This window comes from Pantoea sp. X-Soil-YNGN-785, assembly GCF_059730585.1.
The window spans coordinates 2,676,488-2,698,526 of record NZ_AP035942.1; the positions used below are offsets into that span (position 1 = coordinate 2,676,488).

The 22,039-nt window shown below is 56.4% G+C and carries 19 protein-coding genes; 6 read left to right on the forward strand and 13 right to left on the reverse strand.

The window, feature by feature from the left end; all coding sequences use genetic code 11:
* Window positions 1-44: 44 nt before the first annotated feature.
* Window positions 45-764, forward strand: coding sequence for an outer membrane permeability protein SanA (gene sanA, locus AC6I8E_RS12450; RefSeq protein ID WP_013358504.1), 720 nt, complete (start codon window positions 45-47; stop codon window positions 762-764).
* A 658-nt stretch (window positions 765-1,422) separates the two neighbouring features.
* Here sanA and mglC read toward each other — a convergent pair.
* From mglC to AC6I8E_RS12485, 7 genes are all read right to left on the reverse strand, one after another.
* Complete coding sequence (mglC, locus tag AC6I8E_RS12455) at window positions 1,423-2,433, reverse strand: galactose/methyl galactoside ABC transporter permease MglC (RefSeq protein ID WP_013358506.1); 1,011 nt, start codon at window positions 2,431-2,433, stop codon at window positions 1,423-1,425.
* Between the two features lie 19 nt (window positions 2,434-2,452).
* Window positions 2,453-3,973 carry a galactose/methyl galactoside ABC transporter ATP-binding protein MglA gene (mglA, locus tag AC6I8E_RS12460; protein WP_013358507.1) on the reverse strand — a complete coding sequence of 507 codons (1,521 nt, stop codon included), beginning with the start codon at window positions 3,971-3,973 and terminating at the stop codon, window positions 2,453-2,455.
* Between the two features lie 68 nt (window positions 3,974-4,041).
* Window positions 4,042-5,037: a galactose/glucose ABC transporter substrate-binding protein MglB gene (gene mglB, locus AC6I8E_RS12465; protein ID WP_013358508.1), complete on the reverse strand. Its 996-nt coding sequence runs from the start codon at window positions 5,035-5,037 to the stop codon at window positions 4,042-4,044.
* 309 nt (window positions 5,038-5,346) lie between these two features.
* The gene (gene galS, locus AC6I8E_RS12470) at window positions 5,347-6,387 is read right to left on the reverse strand and encodes an HTH-type transcriptional regulator GalS (protein ID WP_013358509.1); all 1,041 of its coding nucleotides are present in this window, start codon (window positions 6,385-6,387) and stop codon (window positions 5,347-5,349) included.
* 147 nt (window positions 6,388-6,534) lie between these two features.
* Complete coding sequence (gene yeiB, locus AC6I8E_RS12475) at window positions 6,535-7,698, reverse strand: DUF418 domain-containing protein YeiB (RefSeq protein ID WP_497824051.1); 1,164 nt, start codon at window positions 7,696-7,698, stop codon at window positions 6,535-6,537.
* 50 nt (window positions 7,699-7,748) lie between these two features.
* Complete coding sequence (gene folE, locus AC6I8E_RS12480; RefSeq protein WP_013358511.1) at window positions 7,749-8,414, reverse strand: GTP cyclohydrolase I FolE; 666 nt, start codon at window positions 8,412-8,414, stop codon at window positions 7,749-7,751.
* Window positions 8,415-8,538: 124 nt separating this feature from the next.
* On the reverse strand, window positions 8,539-9,666 hold the full coding sequence (locus AC6I8E_RS12485; RefSeq protein ID WP_033783690.1) for a YbfB/YjiJ family MFS transporter: 1,128 nt from the start codon (window positions 9,664-9,666) through the stop codon (window positions 8,539-8,541).
* Between the two features lie 117 nt (window positions 9,667-9,783).
* Between AC6I8E_RS12485 and ptrR the strand changes: the two genes are divergently transcribed.
* The 3 genes from ptrR to fghA all read left to right on the forward strand — a co-directional run bounded on the left by ptrR (window position 9,784) and on the right by fghA (window position 12,749).
* The gene (gene ptrR / locus AC6I8E_RS12490; protein ID WP_013358513.1) at window positions 9,784-10,695 is read left to right on the forward strand and encodes a putrescine utilization regulator PtrR; all 912 of its coding nucleotides are present in this window, start codon (window positions 9,784-9,786) and stop codon (window positions 10,693-10,695) included.
* 74 nt (window positions 10,696-10,769) lie between these two features.
* Window positions 10,770-11,894, forward strand: a complete 1,125-nt coding sequence (locus AC6I8E_RS12495; RefSeq protein ID WP_010248270.1) for an S-(hydroxymethyl)glutathione dehydrogenase/class III alcohol dehydrogenase — start codon at window positions 10,770-10,772, stop codon at window positions 11,892-11,894.
* Window positions 11,895-11,906: 12 nt separating this feature from the next.
* On the forward strand, window positions 11,907-12,749 hold the full coding sequence (gene fghA / locus AC6I8E_RS12500; protein WP_497824052.1) for an S-formylglutathione hydrolase: 843 nt from the start codon (window positions 11,907-11,909) through the stop codon (window positions 12,747-12,749).
* An 86-nt stretch (window positions 12,750-12,835) separates the two neighbouring features.
* On the opposite strand, the gene AC6I8E_RS12505 is transcribed toward fghA, so the two are convergent.
* From AC6I8E_RS12505 to AC6I8E_RS12525, 5 genes are all read right to left on the reverse strand, one after another.
* Complete coding sequence (locus AC6I8E_RS12505; RefSeq protein ID WP_033783692.1) at window positions 12,836-13,624, reverse strand: ABC transporter ATP-binding protein; 789 nt, start codon at window positions 13,622-13,624, stop codon at window positions 12,836-12,838.
* Entirely contained in the window at window positions 13,624-14,700 is a 1,077-nt protein-coding gene (locus tag AC6I8E_RS12510; protein WP_003854131.1) for a FecCD family ABC transporter permease, read from the reverse strand. The genes AC6I8E_RS12505 and AC6I8E_RS12510 overlap by 1 nt, the downstream gene beginning before the upstream one ends.
* A gap of 348 nt (window positions 14,701-15,048) precedes the next feature.
* On the reverse strand, window positions 15,049-16,515 hold the full coding sequence (locus AC6I8E_RS12515) for an amino acid permease (RefSeq protein ID WP_497824053.1): 1,467 nt from the start codon (window positions 16,513-16,515) through the stop codon (window positions 15,049-15,051).
* A gap of 117 nt (window positions 16,516-16,632) precedes the next feature.
* Window positions 16,633-17,499 carry a DNA-binding transcriptional regulator YeiE gene (gene yieE, locus AC6I8E_RS12520; protein WP_147789438.1) on the reverse strand — a complete coding sequence of 289 codons (867 nt, stop codon included), beginning with the start codon at window positions 17,497-17,499 and terminating at the stop codon, window positions 16,633-16,635.
* 9 nt (window positions 17,500-17,508) lie between these two features.
* Window positions 17,509-17,883, reverse strand: a complete 375-nt coding sequence (locus AC6I8E_RS12525) for a YkvA family protein (RefSeq protein ID WP_497824054.1) — start codon at window positions 17,881-17,883, stop codon at window positions 17,509-17,511.
* A gap of 105 nt (window positions 17,884-17,988) precedes the next feature.
* Between AC6I8E_RS12525 and AC6I8E_RS12530 the strand changes: the two genes are divergently transcribed.
* A complete protein-coding gene (locus tag AC6I8E_RS12530) occupies window positions 17,989-19,044 on the forward strand; it encodes a YeiH family protein (protein ID WP_110330654.1) in 1,056 nt (351 codons plus the stop codon).
* A 52-nt stretch (window positions 19,045-19,096) separates the two neighbouring features.
* Window positions 19,097-19,942: a deoxyribonuclease IV gene (nfo, locus tag AC6I8E_RS12535; protein WP_195857839.1), complete on the forward strand. Its 846-nt coding sequence runs from the start codon at window positions 19,097-19,099 to the stop codon at window positions 19,940-19,942.
* 376 nt (window positions 19,943-20,318) lie between these two features.
* Here nfo and fruA read toward each other — a convergent pair whose 3' ends face one another.
* Window positions 20,319-22,031, reverse strand: coding sequence for a PTS fructose transporter subunit IIBC (gene fruA / locus AC6I8E_RS12540; RefSeq protein WP_013358522.1), 1,713 nt, complete (start codon window positions 22,029-22,031; stop codon window positions 20,319-20,321).
* Window positions 22,032-22,039: the final 8 nt, after the last annotated feature.

Genomic DNA, 22,039 nt, shown 5'->3' on the forward strand with positions numbered 1-22,039 from the left:
AGCCTTGTCCCATCTCAACATTCTGACATCGAGTCTCCAGGCGCATGCTGAAACGCGTTCTCATTGGTCTGCTTTTCATCATCTTACTGATGGTGGCAACGGCGCTCGGCCTTGATCGCTGGATCAGCTGGAAAACTGCGCCTTTTATCTACGAAAATGTTGCCTCATTGCCGCATCGTCAGGTGGGCGTGGTACTGGGTACAGCTAAATATTATCGTACCGGCGTCATTAATCAGTATTACCTCTATCGTATGCAGGGTGCGCTGAATGCCTATAACAGCGGCAAGGTGAATTATCTGCTGCTCAGCGGTGATAACGCGCTGCAAAGCTATAACGAGCCGATGACGATGCGCCGCGATCTCATCAAAGCTGGTGTCGACCCGGCCGATATCGTGCTCGATTATGCCGGGTTCCGGACGCTGGATTCGATTGTGCGCACCCGCAAAGTGTTTGATACCAACGACTTCATTATTATCACGCAACGCTTCCACTGTGAGCGCGCGCTGTTTATCGCCCTGCAGCTGGGTATTCAGGCGCAGTGTTATGCGGTACCTTCACCGAAAAACATGCTGAGCGTGCGCTTCCGTGAAGTGGGTGCCCGGCTGGGCGCACTGGCGGATCTCTTCCTGCTCAAGCGTGAACCCCGTTTCTTAGGCCCGCTGGTGCCGATTCCCGCCGTACACGATGTTCCTGAGGATGCACAGAGTTACCCGGCGGTGACGCCAGAGCAGCTGCTGGAGCTGGAACAGAAGCTGCGGAAATAGCTGACGTTCAGCGGTTTAATGAAACTCTGTTATATGCGCTGAGCTGCAGTCTGGCAGCAAGGTACAAGACTCAGGGAGCTTACGCCTTTCGCAAAGACGCAAAAGACGCCATCCCTGGCAGGCTCAGCGCGGGCGATTACGCACCTCATCCCTGAGGTGCGCCCGTAAACGTGCCAACGCTTTGCGTTGTTCAAAAACGCTCCCGGCGTTTTTGTCCATGGCCCGCGATGCTTTGCTGCAGGCGTACGCTCCCATCGTTTTAAGTGGGTGAGTCGTCTGTTTGAATTCCCTGAGGCTTAGGCGAATCTAACAGCAATAAAAAAGCCTGAAGCGCAGGGAACACGGTCAGAAGAGGAAAGCGTCCCGCGCCAGGGACGGCGCGGGCCGAGCGTGCCATGGATGGCGGCTTTTGCGTCTTTCCGATCTGACCGTGTTCCCTGCGCATACTCCGTATCAAAGCAGCAACTCCAGCACTTATCCCATTAAAAGCTCCCTACGCCAGGGATGTTATAGGCCGGGCATGTAACGGATAACAGATTTTGCGTCTTTTCGATCTGACCGTGTTCCCTTCGCATACTCCGTCTCAAATCAACGCTCCCAGCACTCACCCCCATAAAAAAAGCGACCCGAAGGTCGCTTTTTTAGCGTTGAATCAGTCTTACTTCTTACGTGAATATTTCAGTGAATCCAGCGCCACGGCGAAGATGATGATGCCGCCCTTAATGATGTACTGCCAGTATGGGTTGACGCCGATATAGGTCAGACCGTAGTTGATAACGGTGAAGATCAGCACACCGGTGACGACACCCGCCACACTACCCACACCACCGGCGAAGGAGACGCCGCCGACCACACAGGCCGCAATTGCATCCAGCTCATACATAAAGCCGAGGTTATTGGTGGCAGAACCGATACGACCGGCTTCAAGCATCCCGCCAAAGGCGTAGAACACACCTGACAGGGCATAAATCATGATCAGGTTCAAAGGCACGTTCACGCCTGACACTTTCGCCGCTTCAGGGTTACCGCCAATAGCAAAAATGTTTTTACCGAAGCGGGTTTTGTTCCACAGAATCCAGACGAAAATAATGGCAATCACGGCATAGAACGTGATGAATGAGAGTTTAAAATCACCAAAGCGTAAGAAGCCCTGGGTAAATTTCGAGAACCCTGCATCAAAACCGGCAATCGGCGAGGCACCCACAAAGTCGTAATAGAGTGAGTTGATACCGTAAACGATAATCATGGTGCCCAGCGTGGTGATAAATGGCGTTACTTTCAGGTAAGCAATAATCACACCGTTGACCAGACCAATCACACCGCCGATGATGCACACGGTCAGGATAACCAGTGGAATCGGCACCGTATCCAGCGTCGGGAAGACTTTGTTCGCGTTATCCATCGCCTGCAACAGCGTTGCGGCAACGACCGCCGCTAAGCCGACCTGACGTCCGGCTGACAGGTCAGTACCCTGGGTCACAATCAGACCCGCCACACCCAGTGCAATAATAATGCGCACCGAAGATTGGGTCAGAATATTACTCAGGTTCATTAAACTTAAAAATGTCGGGTCCTGGAAAATAATAATAGCCAGCAATACCAGCAGAACGACATAAATGCCGCCCTCTTTTAACCAGGTTAGCGCATTCTTTTTTGTAGTCGCTTTCATGTTAACAGCCCTTGCTTCATTAAAGGTGTAATGACGCTAAACGCAATATTTCGTTCTGCGTGGTCGTTTTGGTATCAACTATGCCTGCTACCAGACCATTACTCATTACCAGAATACGATCGGTAATGCCTAACAGCTCCGGCATTTCGGATGAGATAATAATGATGCCTTTTTCTCTTTTCGCCAGCTCAGCAATCAGCTGGTAAATTTCGAATTTCGCACCAACATCAATACCGCGAGTTGGTTCATCAAGCATCAGGATTTCAGGCTGGGTCAATAACCAGCGGCCAATAATCACTTTTTGCTGGTTACCGCCCGAAAGCGAACCAATTTGTGTATGATGACCTGGCGTTTTTACGCGCATTGAATCGATAACCCATTGGGTATCACTCTTCATGCGTTTATTATCCAGCAGTCCCATACTGTTTTTATATTTTTTAATATTGGAAATAAGCGAGTTAAAACCAATATCCAGGTAAGCATAAATACCAGTTGAACGCCGCTCTTCAGTCACCAGCGCAAAACCGTGGTTAATCGCTTCATTGGCGCTGTGATTATTAATCGGTTTGCCATGCAGTTTAATGGTGCCGCCCGATTTCTCGCGAATGCCAAACAGCGTTTCGACGATATCTGTACGTTTAGCGCCCACCAGCCCGGCAATGCCGAGTATCTCCCCTTTACGCAAATCAAATGAGATGTCGCGAATCGATGGCTGACGCAGTGACGTCAGATTACGCACCTCAAGAATCGTCTCGCCTGGCACGTTGGTACGGTCAGGGAAACGCTGGTTCAGTGAACGGCCGACCATCATGGCGATGATCTTATCCATATCCAGCCCTTCCAGCGGCTGAGAGGTGATCCACTGCCCATCACGCAGAATTGTGATCTCATCACACAGCTGGAAAATCTCTTCCATCTTGTGCGAAATATAAACAATACCGCAGCCGCGATCTTTCAGCTTACGAATAATCGTGAACAGGTGATTCACCTCTTTCTCGGTTAACGAGGAAGTTGGCTCATCCATAATCACAATTTTCGCGTCGTAGGAGAACGCTTTGGCAATTTCAATCATCTGCATCTGCGACACAGAAAGATTAGCCACTTTGTCGCGCGGATCGATATCGATATCCAGCTCGTCAAAAATCGCTTTGGTGTCCTGGTACATTTTATCCTGATCGACAAAGAAGCCTTTGCGCGGATAACGCCCCAGCCACATGTTGTCCATCACGGTACGCTGCAGAACCAGGTTTAATTCCTGATGCACCATCGATACGCCATTTTCCAGCGCCTCTTTAGAGCTTTTATAGTCAATCTCTTTACCCTGAAACAGGATACTGCCGGTATCTTTTTTATAAATACCAAACAGGCATTTTAATAAGGTGGATTTCCCGGCACCGTTCTCGCCCATTAATGCATGAACAGAGTGAGGCCGCACTTTTAAATTCACATTATCTAACGCTTTAACGCCGGGAAATGATTTCGAAACATTCGTCATTTCCAGCAAATATTCTCGCTGCGCGGTCGTGTTATCACTGGCCATATTTTACCTGGCTAAAAAACGGTGGTGACATAAAAAAGGCGCGACAGCGGTCGCGCCCGTAATCGATCTTATTTCGAGAACTGAGACAGATTTTCTTTATCAACCGGCACGTAAGGAACGCGGACGATCTTATCGACCATCTTGAAGTTCGTTCCGTCGGTTGCCGCTTTGCCGTTCGCCAGGTTATTGGCAATATCCAGCGTCGCTTTCGCCTGGTTTTCCGCATCGTTCAGCACGGTACCGGCCAGCGCACCGGATTTCACCAGCGCCAGCGCTTCTGGCAGGGCATCGACACCAAAGACCGGAATGGAGGTCATGTTGTGCGCTTTAAGCGCTTCAACGGCACCCATCGCCATCGCATCGTTGTTGGCAATCACAACTTCAATTTTCTTGGCGTTCGGGCCTGACAGCCACGCATCCATCTTATCTTTGGCCTGTGCAGTGTCCCACATCGCCGTATCCATCGCTAACTGCTGTGTCTTCAGACCATCTTTGTTCAGCGTGTCGATGACATATTTAGTACGGGCTTCAGCATCCGGATGGCCTGGCTCGCCTTTCAGCAGGACGAACTGAATGGTGCCATCTTTGTTCAGATCCCAGGCTGGGGTCGCTTTCCAGTGCTTCTCGATCAGCTGACCCTGAATGATGCCAGACTCTTTGGAATCGGTACCGACATAGTAAGCTTTGTCATAACCGGCCAGCACTTTGGCGTTGGGTTCTTTGTTGAAGAAGACAACCGGTACTTCGTTGGCACGCGCTTTGTCTACGATGACGGCAGCGGCAGCCGGGTCAACCAGGTTAATCGCCAGCGCTTTCACGCCTTTTGCCATCAGCACGTCAACCTGATCGTTCTGTTTGGACTGGTCGTTCTGCGAGTCATTCATCAGCAGCTGTACGCCACCGATCGCTTTCGCTTCTTTCTCGATGTCTTTGCGCACCATTGACATGAAGTTGTCATCATATTTGTAAATGGTCACGCCGATACGGGTGTCAGCTGCGTGAGCGGTTGCACCAAACATCATGCTGGCAACCAGTGCTGTAAGCGTGAAAACCTTCTTATTCATGGTATCTCCGGTTTTATTATGCAGGGTCTTTTTAGCGCTAACGCCAAACGTGCGTGAGCGCAATTGGTAAAACAGATCGGCGCGCTGGCTAACATAATGAAGATGTTAAGCCGTTAAACGCCGTCTAAAACCTGACTTCCCTGTGCCAGAACGCTTCCATGAAGAGGGTATAAACCCTTTAACCGGCTACTGAGACCACAACTGATGCCGTTACACTGGCGTTACATAATGTTTCAGTCCGGTAAGACGCTGCCATCATAGTGAGGGCAATGTTAATTAACTGTGAATACAATCACAGATTGAAAACGGTTACATGCCTGAATCGCCTGAATTAGTGACGGACTCCACATTTTGCCGCTGCGCCACCGAATGACGCCGCACCAGGGTTGGCATAAAGATGTGGGTTGCGGTGTCATCAAGCAGTCCGGCTGCGCCCTGCAGTGCCAGCTCAGTGGCAATTTTTGCCATAGATACAATGGGATAGCGCACAGTGGTTAACTGCGGATCGGTGTAACGGGAGATGGGGATGTCATCAAAGCCAATGACAGAAAAATGCTGTGGCACCTGGATGCCGTTGTCTTTCAGCGCAGTGAGGGCGCCAGCCGCCATGCCGTCGTTATAGGCAAACACCGCAGTCAGGTTGAGGTTACGCCCCAGCAGCTCCACCATCGCCGCTTCGCCCCCCTGCATGTCTGGCTCTGCGCTGGCAATCCAGCTCTCCTGCGGCCGGATGCCCTGCTCTGCCATCGCCTGCATCCACCCTTCACGGCGCTGCGCGACATCCTCGATGGGATGGCTGGAGCAGAGATAGCCAATGCGGCTATGCCCCTGTTGCAGCAGGGTTCTTGAGGCCATCAGCGCCCCGGTGACGTTATCCAGACTGACGCTGCGGTGTTCGAATCCTGGGACGATGCGGTTAATCACCACCATGCCAGGCACGTGCTGCATAAAGTCCGCCAGCTCCGCGTCCGGCAGCGTTTTCGCGTGAACCACCAGGGCGCTGCAGCGCTGCCGGATCAGCACCTCGATAGCATGACGCTCTTTCTCTTCCTGATGCCAGGAGTTGCTGATTAACACATGCTTGTGCACGCGCTGCGCCACGGTATCCACTGCTTTAACCAGCGCCCCGAAGAAGGGATCTGAGACATCCATCACCACGACCCCGATCGTATCGCTGACCTGCGTCGCCAGCGCCTGGGCGTTGGCGTTGGGGCGATAGCCCAGCGCCTCAACCGCCTGCAACACGGCGTCGCGGGTGTCAGAGGTCACGGCGTTGCTCTGATTGAGAACGCGCGACACGGTCGCCACTGACACGCCAGCCTGACGGGCAACATCACGAATAGTTATCATGCAGCAGTTCCAGAAAGGAAAAATAGGGCATCACGCCGGGTTGAACACCGGCGCTATTCTGTCAGGGGCAGGAGGCGTACAGCGTGAATTGCGTCACATCAATGAAAACGGTTACATACAATTCTGTAACCTTTGTGATGGCGGTCATTATCTGGCGTTGTCGGTAATGCGTGATTTGCCGGCTGAGAGCAGCGTAAGTCGCCGCCACAGCCATTCCAGCGGCCCCTGGGCGAAGAAATGTAACCAGATGAGTGAAAACAGGATATTAATGAGCCACACCGCAGGCACAATCATCACCAGTTCCAGCCGGGTGAAGTGCATATAGAAGCCAAAGCGATAGAACAGCGTGGTACAGATAAGCGTTTGCAGCAGATAGTTGGTCAGCGCCATACGGCCCACGCACTGGATGGCGTGGCTGATGCGCCAGCGCGAGATCAGCGGCCAGTACGCCAGGCAGAGCGCGGCATAGCCCAGGCTAATCAGCGGGCTGGCGAGATCGCGCGGAGCCTGCAGGTAAAAAGCCGTCCAGCGGAATTCCCAATGTAACAGCCATTGCGCTGCCACACCGGCCACCGCAATGGAGAAGCCCATTGTCAGCAGCAGGGCCGCCGCCTGACGATAGTGGCGGAGAGGAAACTCCCCTGTCAGCCAGCCGCTGCGCAGCAGTGCGCCACCAATCATCATTAAGCCCGCCAGCTGCCAGCCATACTGCGCCGCCAGCGCCATCAGCCCTGACGAGAGATGGTCCAGCCGGTTCTGTATCGCTTCCCAGCCGCCGGCGAGTTTCCAGTACTGCTCATATTGCAGATCGGCTGCGCCCGGCAGCCAGGAGTTGGTTGGTTCAGGATCGGAGATCGACCCAAACACCAGCAGCACGCCGCAGCCCACCAGATATAGCAGAATGCCGGTATTCATCAGGCTGCGGGTTGAAGGCACATCACGCAGCACCCGCCAGACCACCAGCCCGATAATGCCGTAGTCCAGCAGGATGTCGCCCTCCCAGAGAAAGACACCATGCAGAAAACCGATGAGTACCAGAATGGAAAGCCGGGCTGTCAGCCAGCGACTGCCGCGCGGCAGCTGCATTTGCAGACCTGCGCCAAACAGCAGTGCAAACAGGGTGAGGAATTTGAGCTGAGCAAATACGTCAGAGAGTGCCCAGGTCCAGACATCGGAGAGGCTGACGCTGCCCTGCCAGGCCGGATTCAGGTAAGCAGCAGAAGGCAGGCCGAAGCCGACAATATTGAGCAGCAGGATGCCGAGAATGGCACATCCACGAATGAAATCCAGCGCGTGATAGCGTTGTTGCATGCGGCACCCTGCATTGACGACGCGGGCAACATCATGTGCCCGCCGTTAACTCAACTATGGCGTACCGCGCGCAAAAATTCCTGGCGGGTATTCTGACTGGACTTGAACAGGCCGCCCAGAGAGGTCGTGGTAGTGGCGCTGGTGGCATCTTTTACGCCACGCGCTTTCACACAGTAGTGCACTGCATCAATCGAGACCGCAACGTTGTTGGTGCCCAGCAGCGTCTGCAGTGCAACCAGCACCTGCTGAGTCAGACGCTCCTGCACCTGCGGGCGCTGGGCGAAGAACTGCACGATGCGGTTGATTTTCGACAGGCCAATCACCTTTTCCTTGGGAATATAGGCGACCGTAGCTTTGCCATCGATGATCACAAAGTGGTGTTCACAGGTGCTGGTCAGGGTGATATCACGCACGGTCACCATCTCATCAACCTTCATTTTATTCTCAATGACGGTGATTTTCGGGAAGTTGGCGTAATCGAGACCGGAAAAAACCTCATCCACATACATTTTGGCGATGCGATGCGGCGTTTCCATCAGGCTGTCATCTTCAAGATCCAGATTCAGCAGCTGCATGATTTCCGTCATGTGCCCGGCAATCAGGCTTTTACGCGTCTCTTTATCTATGTCGCGCGTCGGTGCACGTAACGGCGTTTCCAATCCACGCGCCAGCAGCGCTTCGTGAACCAGGGCAGCTTCCTGACTTAGGGTGCTCATTTACTCTTCTCCGGCTGGTGTTGCGCCCGCAAGCTTTTGCCTGCGGGCCCTGTAATCAGGCGCGTATTGTGAAACTTTCTTTGCGGGGAATCCAGCAATCAATCAGATTGGTGATGAAAGCTTTTCACTCACTTCTTCGCCAGACCAGCAGGCCCGCCCAGACAAGGCTGGCCCCGGCCACCCACAGGGCAGGCTCCAGCCGGTGTAACAGGGCAGTAGAGAGAAAAGAGAGCAGCGGACCGACCAGCTGACCCACCGCGTAGCCGGTGGTCAGCAGGCCAGCCATGTATCGCAGATGGTTGGGCGCCAGTTCACGGGCGCAGAGCAGCGAGAGCTGCACCACGCTGAGGAAGCCGCCGCCTACCAGCAGCGCACCGGCCAGCAGACCACTAAAGCCTGGCAGCAGTGCCGCAGCAAAAACGCCCAGTGCCTGCGCCCAGAGTACTATCGCCAGACGGACGTGACTGTGCCCCCAGCGCCGCGTCAGGATCCCCAGCACGATGCCGATCATCGCCGCGCCGCCAAATATCGGCCAGACAAACTGCGCGAAGATACCGTCAGGAAAACGCGTAGCGGCCATCTGCGACAAAAAGGTGGCGGGCAGGATATAACCAAAGCCCGCCAGACTGTAACTCAGCACCAGACGTTTCAGGTTGCGATCCAGCACAAGCGGCTCCGGTGCCTGATCCGGGCGATGCAGTTCGCCCCGACGCGGCAGGTTACGCGTAATCAGCGCAATCAGCAGCAGTGCCAGCGCACCGTAAGCGGCCCAGGCCAGACCGGCGGAGACCTGCCATGTGTGCAGCGCCACCCCCAGCAGACCGCTGACAAAAATGCCGCAGCCCGGCCCGGCAAAGACGGCCGCCGACAGCCCTGCCCGACCATGCCGATGCAACTGTTCGTTACTCCAGGCCGCCACCAGCACCATCGCCCAGCCACTGGCCCAGCCAATCAGAAAGCGTATCGCACCGTGCAGCCATGGACCGGTTGCCAGTGCAGAGAGCAGCGTCAGGATCACTGCGCCCCACACGCCCGCCTGCAAACGCAGCTCTACCCGCCGGTGCGCGCGCATGGCATCAAACGAGCCACACAGATAGCCAAGATAGTTGAGCGCAGCGACCAGGCTGGCACTCGTGAGCGTCAGCTGGTGCGCCTGAATCATCAGCGGCACCTGCGGCGTAAAAGCGAATCGCCCAATGCCCATCGCTACAAATAAGGTTAAAAACGCGCTGAGCGCGACGCGTAACGCCATTGCTGAACTCCTGTTGTTCTGCCCTGAGATCTCTTCTGACTTGCTAACAGCATGCAGGATGATTAAACTCACGGAAAGTGAATAATATTAACCAACTTGTTTACGGGAAGAGAAGATATGGATTTAGTTCAGCTGCGTATGTTCTGTTCCGTCGCCGAAACGGGTTCCCTGGCGCGCGCAGCCGAACAGCTGCATCGCGTTCCCTCTAATCTCACCACGCGGCTGCGCCAGCTGGAAGAAGAATTAGGTGTGGATCTCTTTATTCGTGAGAAGCAGCGCATTCGCCTGTCACCGATGGGCCATAATTTCCTGAATTATGCGCAGCGTATTCTGGCATTAAGCGAAGAAGCGATGAGTATGACGCGCACCGGCGAACCGGCAGGCAACTTTGCGCTGGGCTCTATGGAGAGTACCGCAGCGACCCGCCTGCCTGGTCTGCTCGCCGCCTATCACCAGCGCTTCCCTAAAGTGGCGCTGTCGCTGATTACCGGCACCTCGGGCGAAATTATTGACCGGGTCCGCGAAGGCACCCTGGCTGCCGCGCTGGTGGATGGGCCGGTTTCCCATGACGATCTGAATGGCTGCATCGCGTTTCGCGAGGAGATGGTGCTGATCACCGGGCTGGATCACGCGCCTATTACCACGGCGCGCGATGTGCAGGACGACACCCTGTTTGCCTTCCGCAACAGCTGCTCTTACCGGGTGAAGCTGGAGAGCTGGTATCGCGACAGCCAGACCGCGCCCGACAACGTGATGGAGATTCAGTCTTATCACGCCATGCTGGCCTGCGTGGCGGGCGGCGCAGGCGTTGCGATGATCCCGGCATCGGTGCTGAAGCAGATGGCAGACCGATCGCGGGTACAGGCGCATACCTTACCCGCCGCTTATCGCGATACCGCCACCTGGCTGATGTGGCGACGCGACGCCTTTACCCCCAATGTCGAAGCGCTGAAATACCTGATTATTGAACAGTTTGACGATCGTCCGCTTAACGATGAGCTGATTCACCCATTACAGGCGGCGGAATAAGCGTTCCACGCTATGTTTAAACCATAACCACACGACGCCATCGCGCGTCAAAATCTGACTGGAAGAGGGATTGCATGAACATGATCAAAACCCGTGCCGCTGTTGCCTGGGCCGCTGGCGAACCGCTGAAAATCGAAGAAGTGGATTTGATGCCACCGCAAAAAGGCGAAGTGCTGGTGCGCATTGTCGCGACCGGTGTCTGTCATACCGACGCCTATACCCTCTCCGGCACTGACCCGGAAGGCGTTTTCCCGGCGATTCTCGGCCATGAAGGCGGCGGCATCGTGGAAGCCGTGGGCGAAGGCGTGACCAGCGTAGAAGTGGGTGACCATGTCATTCCGCTTTACACGCCAGAGTGTGGCAAATGTAAATATTGTCTCTCGGGCAAAACTAACCTCTGTCAGGCGATCCGAACCACCCAGGGTAAAGGTCTGATGCCGGACGGCACCACCCGCTTCTTCAAAGATGGTAAACCGATTTTCCACTATATGGGCACCTCGACCTTCTCTGAATACACCGTCATCCCGGAGATCTCACTGGCGAAAATCAGTAAAGAAGCGCCGCTGGAAGAAGTTTGCCTGCTGGGCTGTGGCGTCACCACCGGCATGGGCGCGGTAATGAACACCGCCAAAGTGAAAGAAGGCGACACCGTGGCAATCTTCGGTCTCGGCGGCATTGGTCTTTCTGCGGTCATCGGCGCCAAAATGGCGAAAGCCGGACGCATCATTGCAATCGACCTCAACACCAGCAAATTCGATCTGGCGCGCAAACTGGGTGCCACCGATCTGATTAACCCGAAAGATTACGATAAGCCGATTCAGGATGTGATTGTCGAGCTGACCGACGGCGGCGTGGACTTCTCATTTGAATGTATCGGTAACGTCAACGTAATGCGTTCCGCGCTGGAGTGCTGCCACAAAGGCTGGGGCGAGTCTGTGATTATCGGCGTCGCCGGTGCCGGTGAAGAGATCTCTACCCGTCCGTTCCAGCTGGTAACCGGTCGCGTCTGGCGCGGTTCCGCCTTTGGTGGCGTGAAAGGCCGTTCACAGCTGCCTGGCATTGTGCAGGATTACCTTGATGGTAAGTTTGCCCTGAACGACTTCATCACCCACACCATGCCGCTGGAAGAGATCAACGACGCCTTTGATTTGATGCACGAAGGAAAATCGATTCGCTCGGTCGTGCACTTTAACAAGTAATCAGGAGGCGTTATGGCATCCACTCTGGAGCTACTGGAAGAACACCGTATTTTTGGCGGCTGGCAGCAGCGCTGGCGTCATCAGTCGGCCGTGCTGAACTGCCCGATGACCTTCAGCATCTATCTGCCTGAGCCGCATGGTGATGCGCCGCCGCCGGTGGTCTGGTTTCTGGCCGGGCTGACCTGCAACGATGAGAACTTCACCACCAAAGCGGGCGCGCAGCGCGTGGCGGCGGAACTGGGTCTGGTGCTGATTATGCCGGATACCAGCCCGCGCGGCGAAGGCGTTGCCAACGATGAGGGCTACGATCTGGGTCAGGGCGCGGGATTTTATCTCAATGCCACTCAGCAACCCTGGGCCACGCATTTCCGCATGTTCGACTATCTGAGCAGCGAGCTGCCCGCCCTGATTGCCGACAACTTCAAGGTCAGTGAACGTCAGTCGATTATGGGTCACTCCATGGGCGGACACGGCGCGCTGATGCTGGCGCTGCGTCTGGGTAACCGCTTTGCCTCGGCGTCTGCGTTTGCGCCGATTGTGAACCCGATGCAGGTGCCGTGGGGCCAGAAAGCGTTTCAGGCCTATCTGGGCGATGACCAGGCAGCGTGGCGGGAATATGACAGCTGCCAGCTGATGGCGAAGGTGTCGCATCGTCTGCCAGTCCTGATCGATCAGGGCGACAGCGATCAGTTCCTGGCCGATCAGCTGCAACCGGAGCGGTTAGAGGAGATCGCTAAAGAAGTCGGTTTCCCGCTGACGCTGCGTATTCAGCCGGGTTATGACCATAGCTACTTCTTTATCGCCAGCTTCGTGGAAGATCATCTGCGCTTCCATGCACAGCATCTACTGGCGTAAATAATCAGGGCCGCAATTGCGGCCCTGAATTTTTCTGCATACTGTACTGCCGCAAACGCTGGCTCAAGGCCAGGCCTGCCAGATTCTCAGACCAGTGCCGGTCCGGTCAGCCCGTCGATCATCACCTGCGGAATGCCGCGCGAGCAGTGTTCGATACGGCCATTCACGCCATACACCTTCGCCAGCGTAGCAGGCGTGATCACCTTATCCGGCTGCCCTTCCGCTACCAGCGCGCCCTGCTTCAGCATCAGCGCGTGTTGCGCATGACGCAGCGCGATGTTGATGTCATGCACCACCACCACCGTCACGATGTTGCGCTGGGCTGTTTCGCGGCGGACCAGATCCATCACGTGGAACTGGTAATTGAGGTCCAGCGCGCTCAGCGGCTCATCCAGCAGCAGCAGCTTAGGGCGACGGATCAGTGACTGCGCCAGCCCGACCAGCTGCTTCTGTCCGCCGGAGAGCTGGTCGAGGTAACGCATCGCGAGATGCGCAATCCCCAGCTGTTCCAGCAGATGCATGATTTCCGCTTCGCTGCTGGCGCTGTGCAGTCCACCCGAGGCGCGCTGCGCCACGATGATCGACTCCAGCACATGCAGATGCACGCCAGCAGGCAATGACTGCGGCAGATAGACCACATTCTTTGCGCGACGGGCAAACGGCTGGGTCATCAGATCTTCACCGTTGAGCCACATCTCACCCTGACCTTTATTCAGCCCGGCCAGCGCGCGCAGCAGCGTCGATTTACCACAGCCATTCGGCCCGAGCAGCACGGTGATCTCCCCGCGTGGCAGCGGCGCCACGTTGAGATTTTCAATGACTTTATGTTTGGGATACCCGGCACTGAAGCCGCGTAACGTCAGACCCTGTTCCATCACACTGTCCCCCGATGACGCAGAATAATACTCAGGAAGAACGGCACGCCAATCAGTGAGGTGACAATGCCGACCGGGATGATCACACCGGGGAGCAGGTTTTTCGAGGCGACCGACGCCAGCGACAGCACCAGCGCACCAACCAGCGCACTGGCGGGCAGATAGAAGCGGTGATCTTCACCAAACATCATGCGGGCAATATGCGGTGCCACCAGACCGATAAAGCCGATCGGGCCAACAAACGCCACCGCCAGCGCCGAGAGAATGCTGATGCGCAGCAGGGTGGTAAGGCGCAGACGACGAACATCGATACCAAAGCTCACCGCACGATCTTCACCCAGACGCAGCGCCGTCAGCTTCCAGCTGCTCATCATCGAGAACGGCACCAGAATGGCCAGCGCGACGGTTAATACGCCCAGCTTCTCCCAGGAAGCACGCGCCAGGCTGCCCATGGTCCAGAACACCAGACCCTGCAGGGTGTCTTCGCTGGCGATGAACTGCATCATTGAGACCAGCGCATTAAAGGTAAAGACCAGCGCAATACCGAACAGGACTACGCCCGCCGATGAAACCTGCGTCCAGCGGGTCACGGCATCCAGCATCAGCGCGGCAAACAGCGCAAAGACAAAGGCGTTGGCAGAGATTAACCACTGATCAGGAATGCCGGGGATACCCACACCGAGGATGATCGCCAGTGCAGCACCAAACGCCGCCGCCGAGGAGACACCCAGCGTAAAGGGGCTGGCCAGCGGGTTGTTCAGGATGGTCTGCATCTCTGCACCTGCCAGGCCCAGCGACAGCCCTACCACCAGCGCCATCAGCGCATAGGGTAAACGAATGTCCCAGACGATAACGCGGGTGCCGGCATCCACGCTGTCAGGGCTGAGCAGCGTATTCCACAGCGTATCAAGTGAGAGCCCGGCCGGACCCAGCGTGAAGTCGAGGATCAGCGAGGCGACAATGGCCACCAGTAATACGCCAATCCAGATCAGGCGGCGGCGCAGCACCTGATGGTAATTTTGCATGGTGTGGTGAAGCGTCTCTTCCCCCGCCAGCAGCGAAGTTTCGGTAGTCATGTTTGAACCCTGTGTGGCTATCACGTCAGAAAACGCAGCCACAATAGTGCAGGTGATAATAATTATCAATTCGTGAAGATAAGCGAGACGTGAAAAAAGGGTAAAAAACGGTGTTGATATGGGCAGGATACCGGCAGATACAGCGCGTTGAGGTTGCAGATGGGGCACTTGCTCAGGGAGCATACGTCTTTCGCAAAGACGCAAAAACGCCATCCCTGGCATGCTCAGCGCGGGCCATCCATGGCCCGCTATGCTTTGCTTCAGACGTATGCTCCCATCGCTTTAAGGCCGGGAGCAGCCTCAACGCGCTGTGTCAGGCATCTGACTCAACAGCGCAAGCGCACAGAGCTAATCTTTATGAACCGGGAAATCCATCTCGCTGTACTTCACGAAACGGCTGCCGCGCGTCAGCTTGTAGCCGAACCAGATAATCAGGAACAGCGGAAGACCGATATAGGTTGCCGCTACGCCATACCAGTCGATGCTGTCGTTGAGGAAGGCCTGATAGTTCTGACCCAGCGTGATGATCAGGCAGAGCACGAAGGCAAAAATCGGTCCCAGCGGGAAGAAGCCGGAACGGTATGGCAGATCGTTCAGGTCACGGCCCTGGGCGACATAGCCGCGACGGAAGCGATAGTGACTGATGGCAATACCCAGCCAGGCGATAAAACCGGTCATGCCTGAGGTGTTCAGCAGCCACAGATAAACTTCCTGATTGCCAAATTTTGAGGTCAGGAAGCACAGCCCGGCCACGACGGTGGTCGCCCATAAGGCATTGCGCGGCACGCCGCCCTTTGAGAGCTTCGCGAAAATACGCGGCGCTTTACCTTCAGAGGCCAGGTTGTACAGCATGCGCGTTGAGGCATACATACCGGAGTTGCCGGCAGACAGCACCGCCGTCAGGATCACCGCATTCATCACCGCTGCCGCAGAGAGCAGACCCGCGTTGCGGAACACCAGAGTGAATGGACTGACGCTGATATCGTCAATGTCGTTGTGCAGTAATTGCGGATCGGTATACGGCAGAATCAGGCTGATAATCAGGATGGCGAACACATAGAACAGCAGGATACGCCAGAAAATCTGCCGCACGGCACGCGGAATATTTTTTGCCGGGTCTTCAGATTCGCCCGCCGCGATACCGATCAGCTCGGTGCCCTGGAAGGAGAATCCCACAATCATCGCCACGCCAATCATCGCCGCAAAGCCGCCCGCAAATGGCGCATCGCCCACCTGCCAGTTCTGCCAGCCCGCATGCGCCGCACCGCGCATGATGCCGGTGATCATCAGCACGCCCACGATGATAAAGATAATGACGGTGGCCACTTTAATCAGCGAGAACCAGTACTCCGCCTCGCCAAAACCTTTTACTGAGATGTAGTTAAGCAGGAATATCAGTCCCAGGAACAGCGCGCTCCAGATCCAGCCCGGCGTGTCGGGGAACCAGTAGGTCATCACCAGCTGGGACGCCACCAGGTCAACCGCGATGGTCACCGCCCAGTTGTACCAGTAGTTCCAGCCGAGTGCGAAACCAAAGCCCTCTTCGACATATTTTGCGCCGTAGGTGGCGAAAGAACCGGATACGGGCATGAAGGCTGCCAGCTCACCGAGACTGGTCATCAGGAAGTAGACCATCAGGCCGATCAGCATGTAGGAGAGCAGTGCCCCGCCGGGGCCAGCCTGAGCAATGGTAGCGCCGGAGGCGACAAACAGGCCGGTACCGATGGAGCCGCCGATGGCGATCATCGTCAGATGACGGGCTTTTAACGCACGTCGTAATGCAGGTTGTTGTGTTGTTTTTGAGTCATTATGCATGTGTTAACGCTACGCTGGGTAAAAATGAGGCGCGATTGTAGCAGCCAGACCGCCTCTGTATAGCTGATGCCATACTGTTATAAGTTAAGTTCATGATCGCGCCCGAATTATTAGCAATCACTCACGACAATAGGACAAAAAGCGCGTCAGTGCCTTTGAAATATGCTTCTGCCGATGATGGATGCGATAGAGCGTCCGGGTCAGACGCGGCAACGGAATCGTCAGTTCTATCAGCGTCCCCGCCTCCAGCAAATCGGCAATCACCCGGCGCGAAAGACAGCTGATGCCCATGCCGTGCCGCACGGCATGCTTGATCGCTTCGGAGTTGCCCAGCTCCATACCCAGTTGAAAACTTGGCAGGTGAGACAGCAGCAGATAGTCGACGATTTCCCGGGTGCCGGATCCGCGTTCACGCAGGATCCACGGCGCTTCTGCCAGGGTTTTCAGCGTTACCGGCTGTTGCAGAATCGCGGCATCGGGCGCGGCAAACACCACCAGCTCATCTTCCAGCCAGGGTTCGCTGACCAGTTCGGTCATATGGCACGGCCCTTCAATCAGGCCGACATCCACGCGAAAATCGGAAACCGCCTGAATCACATCCTGACTGTTGCCGACGCTCAGCTCCAGCGGCAGACCGGGAAAATCGCGACGATAGGCCGCCATCATGCCCGGCAGCAGATAGTTACCAATGGTGCTGCTGGCAAAGATGCGGATCGCGCCGTTATCCTCTTTGAATAGCTGCTCAATTTCGCCCGCCTGCTCCAGCAGCCCGACCGCACGCGGATAGAGCAGTCGCCCATGCTCATTCAGTACCAGCCGTTTGCCGACCCGATCAAACAGCTGTACCCCGAGCTGACTCTCCAGATCGGCCAGCGCCGCGCTGACCGCCGACTGCGACAGCGCCAGCAGTTGCGACGCCTGAGTGGTGGAGCCGCTCTTCAGCACTTCGGTGAACACTTCGATTTGCCGCAGCGTAATGTGCATCGTCGCCTCTTAACTCAGTGAGTGCCTGACAAAGTAAATGATTAACGCCAGCCAGATCAGCCCGATGACTACCAGCCAGCCTGCCATCTTTTTGCCGCGCGAACGCTGGGACTGCGCCCGCTCGCTGCTGGTGATGCGCACCTCTCGCGGCAGCAGACGCAACAGGATCATGACGCCTGTGGGAATAATCACCGCGTCATCCAGCAGACCGACAAACGGGATCACATCCGGGATGAGATCGATCGGGCTGACCCCATAAGCAACCAGCCCCAGCATGCCCAGCTTGTTCCACCAGGGCGTGCGCGGATCGCGAAAGGCGAACCACAGCACGAACATATCTTTTTTGATCAGCGTCGCCCAGCGGCGCAGACGCGAAACTATCATGATTGCTGCCTTATCGTTTATTCTGGTCAATTATAAATATATTATCAATTTCACTTTTAAGCCAGTCGCCCTCATGATCATGACTCAACCACGAGGAGTGACACCATGACCGAACTGAGCATCCCTAAAACGCATCATCCCGTTGCGCTCTGGTTCCCTGGTCTGCTGCTGACTGCCGCGATTGCCGGGGCTGCCAGCTGGCTGGCGCAGCAACCGGCAATTGCAGCAGCAGGGCTGGGTTCACTGACCCTGGCGATTATGCTGGGCATCCTGGTCGGTAATAGCATTTATATGCCGCTGGCGTCGCGCTGCGACAGCGGCGTGGTGCTGGCTAAGCAGAAGCTGCTGCGGCTGGGGATCATCCTGTTTGGCTTTCGCATTACTTTACAGCAGATCGCTGACGTCGGTTTCAGCGGCATCCTGATTGATGCGCTGACGCTGAGCAGCACCTTCTTAGTGACCTGCCTGCTGGGCATCCGGCTGCTGAAGCTGGATCGCGATACCGTCTGGCTGATTGGTGCAGGCAGCAGTATCTGCGGTGCGGCGGCCGTACTGGCGACCGAGCCGGTGGTGAAAGCCGCGCCATCGAAAGTTGCGGTGGCTATCGCGACTGTGGTGCTGTTCGGCACGCTGGCCATCTTTATCTATCCGCTGCTGTGGCCGCTGGCGCATCACCTGTTTCCGGGGCTGAGTGCCGCACAGTTTGGGGTATTCACTGGCTCAACCATTCATGAAGTGGCGCAGGTCGTGGCCGCCGGGCACAGTATCAGCCCGGAGGCTGAGAACAGCGCCGTGATTGCCAAAATGCTGCGGGTAATGATGCTGGCGCCGTTCCTGCTCTGCCTGAGTGCGGTAATCCGCGGCAAACGCAACGCGAGCCAGGCGCGTCAGCCGGTGACCTTTCCCTGGTTCGCCCTGCTGTTTATCGCGGTCGCGCTGTTTAACTCGCTGCAACTGTTGCCTGCGGCGTTGGTGGCCACGCTGAATGCACTGGCGGGTCTGCTGCTGGCAATGGCGATGGCCGCGCTGGGCTTAACCACCCGTTTTGGCGCGCTGCGTGAGGCTGGCGTTAAACCGTTGCTGCTGGGCGCACTGGTATTTGGCTGGTTAATCGCGGGCGGCGGCACCATCAATCTGCTGGTGCAACATTTCATGGGCTAGCGGCATCGGGTATCATGCCGCTTCACCCGTGCATAGCCCCCAGGAGTAAGGCATGAAATATATTGGCGCACACGTGAGTGCGGCAGGTGGCGTAGATCAGGCCGTGATCCGCGCCCATGAAATAGAAGCCACCGCCTTCGCCCTCTTTACTAAAAATCAGCGTCAGTGGAAGGCCGCCCCGCTCTCCACCGAGGTGATTGATGCTTTTCGCGCCGCCTGCGAGACGTACAAATTCAGTCCGCAGCAAATCCTGCCGCACGACAGTTTTCTGATTAACCTCGGTCATCCGGTTGAAGAGGCGCTGGAGAAATCCCGCGCGGCTTTTATTGATGAACTGCAACGTTGTGATCAGCTCGGCCTGACGCTGCTCAACTTCCATCCCGGCAGCCATCTGCATCAGATTGACGAAGAAGCGTGCCTGAAGCGGATTGCAGAGTCGATTAACATCGCGCTCGATCAGACGCAGAACGTGACCGCCGTGATTGAGAATACCGCCGGTCAGGGCAGTAACCTGGGTTTCCGCTTCGAGCATCTCGCCACCATTATTGAGCATGTCGAAGATAAGACGCGCGTCGGCGTCTGCATTGATACCTGCCATGCATTTGCTGGCGGTTATGACCTGCGCACCGAAGCGGACTGCGAAACGACCTTTGCTGAGTTTGAGCGCATTGTCGGCTTTGACTATCTGCGCGGCATGCACCTGAACGATGCCAAAAGCGCCTTTGACAGTCGCGTTGACCGCCATCACAGTCTGGGTGAAGGGAATATCGGCAAAACGGCGTTTAGCTGGCTGATGAAAGATCCCCGGTTTGATGGTATCCCGTTGATTCTGGAGACCATCAATCCCGATATCTGGAAAGATGAGATTGCCTGGCTGAAAGCCGAGCAGCAGGGATAGAAAAAGGGAGCCAGATGGCTCCCTCAGACCGCTGACGAACCGAAAGCCGGTTGAACCTGGCAGCAACGTATTAGCTCAATGCGCAGGGAACAGGGTCAGAGGAGGAAAGCGTCCCGCCGCCCGGATAAAAACGCCGGGAGCGTTTTTGAACAACGCAACGCGTTGGCCCGTTTACGGGCGCACCTCAGGGATGAGGTGCGTAATCGCGCGGGCCGAGCGTGCCATGGATGGCGGCTTTTGCGTCTTTCCGATCTGACCGTGTTCCCAGTGCCAGCTCGGTCTCACCGCCACCGGGCCCGACTTTGTCAACTGGAATAACAGGGAGCCATCCGGCTCCCTGTTATTTTTACTTCAGCAGATTAGGCACTTCTGCACATCAGGCTTTCGCCAGCTGCTCTTCCGGACGTTTCAGAACTGCATAGCTCAGACCGGCAATCGCGGTGCCGATGATAATCGCCATCAGATAGCCGACAACCGGGGTGATTGCGCCAGGGATCAGCAGGACAAACAGTCCACCGTGCGGTGCCATCAGTTTCGCGCCAATCGCCATGGAGATCGCGCCGGTAACCGCGCCGCCGACGATACAGCAAGGCAGAACGCGCATCGGGTCACGGGCAGCGAACGGAATCGCACCTTCAGAGATAAAGCAGAGACCCAGAACCAGTGCCGCTTTACCGCCTTCCTGCTGCCCTTTGTTGAATTTACGACGGGCAACCAGCGTAGCCAGACCCATCGCCAGCGGTGGCACCATACCGGCGGCCATGATGGCGGCCATGGGTGCATACGTCTGCGAACTCAGTAAGCCAACGCCAAATGCGTAAGCCACTTTGTTCACCGGACCACCCATATCGGTACACATCATGCCGCCCAGAATCGCACCCAGCAGGACCGCATTCGCCGTACCCATGTTGGCCAGCCAGTGCGTCAGGCCATTCATGATGCCTGCAACTGGTTTACCCACCACGTAGATCATCAGCAGACCGGTGATCAGGCTGGCAAAGAGCGGAATAATCAGTATCGGCTTCAGCGCTTCCATACTCTGCGGCAGTTTCACCTTGCCGCTGATCAGCTTCGCCGCATAACCGGCGATAAAGCCCGCGATGATACCGCCTAAGAAGCCTGCGTTGATGCTGGTGGCTATCATACCGCCAATCAGACCTGGCGTCAGACCCGGGCGGTCAGCAATAGAGAAGGCGATAAAGCCCGCCAGCACCGGTACCATCAGGGCAAAGGCGCTGCCTCCACCGATTTGCATCAGTGCCGCAGCCAGTGTGCCCTGCTCTTTAAAGGCTGTGATACCAAAAGCGAACGACAGGGCGATGCTCAGACCACCCGCGACCACCATCGGCAGCATGTAAGAAACACCGGTCAGCAGGTGACGATAAGCCCCCGCGCCGCCTTTCTTCTCTTCTTCGCTGGTATTGCTCTGTCCGGCAGCCGCCGCTTTATACGGCTTCGCTTCTGCTACCGCTTTATCCAGTTCCTGCGCGGTTTTCTTCAGCGCCAGACCGGTTGAGGTGCGGTACATCGGCTTACCGGCAAATTTCGCCAGATCGACTTCGATATCAGCAGCGACGATCACCAGATCGGCAGCAGCCACCTCTTCCGGAGTAATCGCATTACCGGCTCCCACGGAACCGCGGGTTTCAACTTTCACCCACCAGCCGCGGCGGGTCGCTTCGGCCTGAATCGCCTCGGCAGCCATAAAGGTGTGCGCCACGCCGGTCGGACAGGCGGTAACGGCAACCACGCGTTTCGGCGCGCCAGTCTGAGCCGGTGCCGCAGCAGCAGCGCCAGCCGGTGTGGCCACCGCAGCGGTTGACTGCCAGGTTTTGGCTTCGGCTTTCGCCCGGTTCAGGAAAGTTTCCGGCTCGCGGACTGCCAGCTGGATATCGCCCAGCCAGACCGCTTTACCGTTCAGCGCCGCATCGTCCGGCACGTTTTTGCCCAGCACGATCGCCAGTTCAGCGTCGGCAGGGTTATCAGTCAGAGTCAGGCCCGCAGCAGGTGCGGCCGCAGCCAGACGTTGTTGCGCCATATAAGCGGAAGCCAGTCCCAGTACAGGGTCTTTAATCAGCAGCGTTTTCATTATCGCTC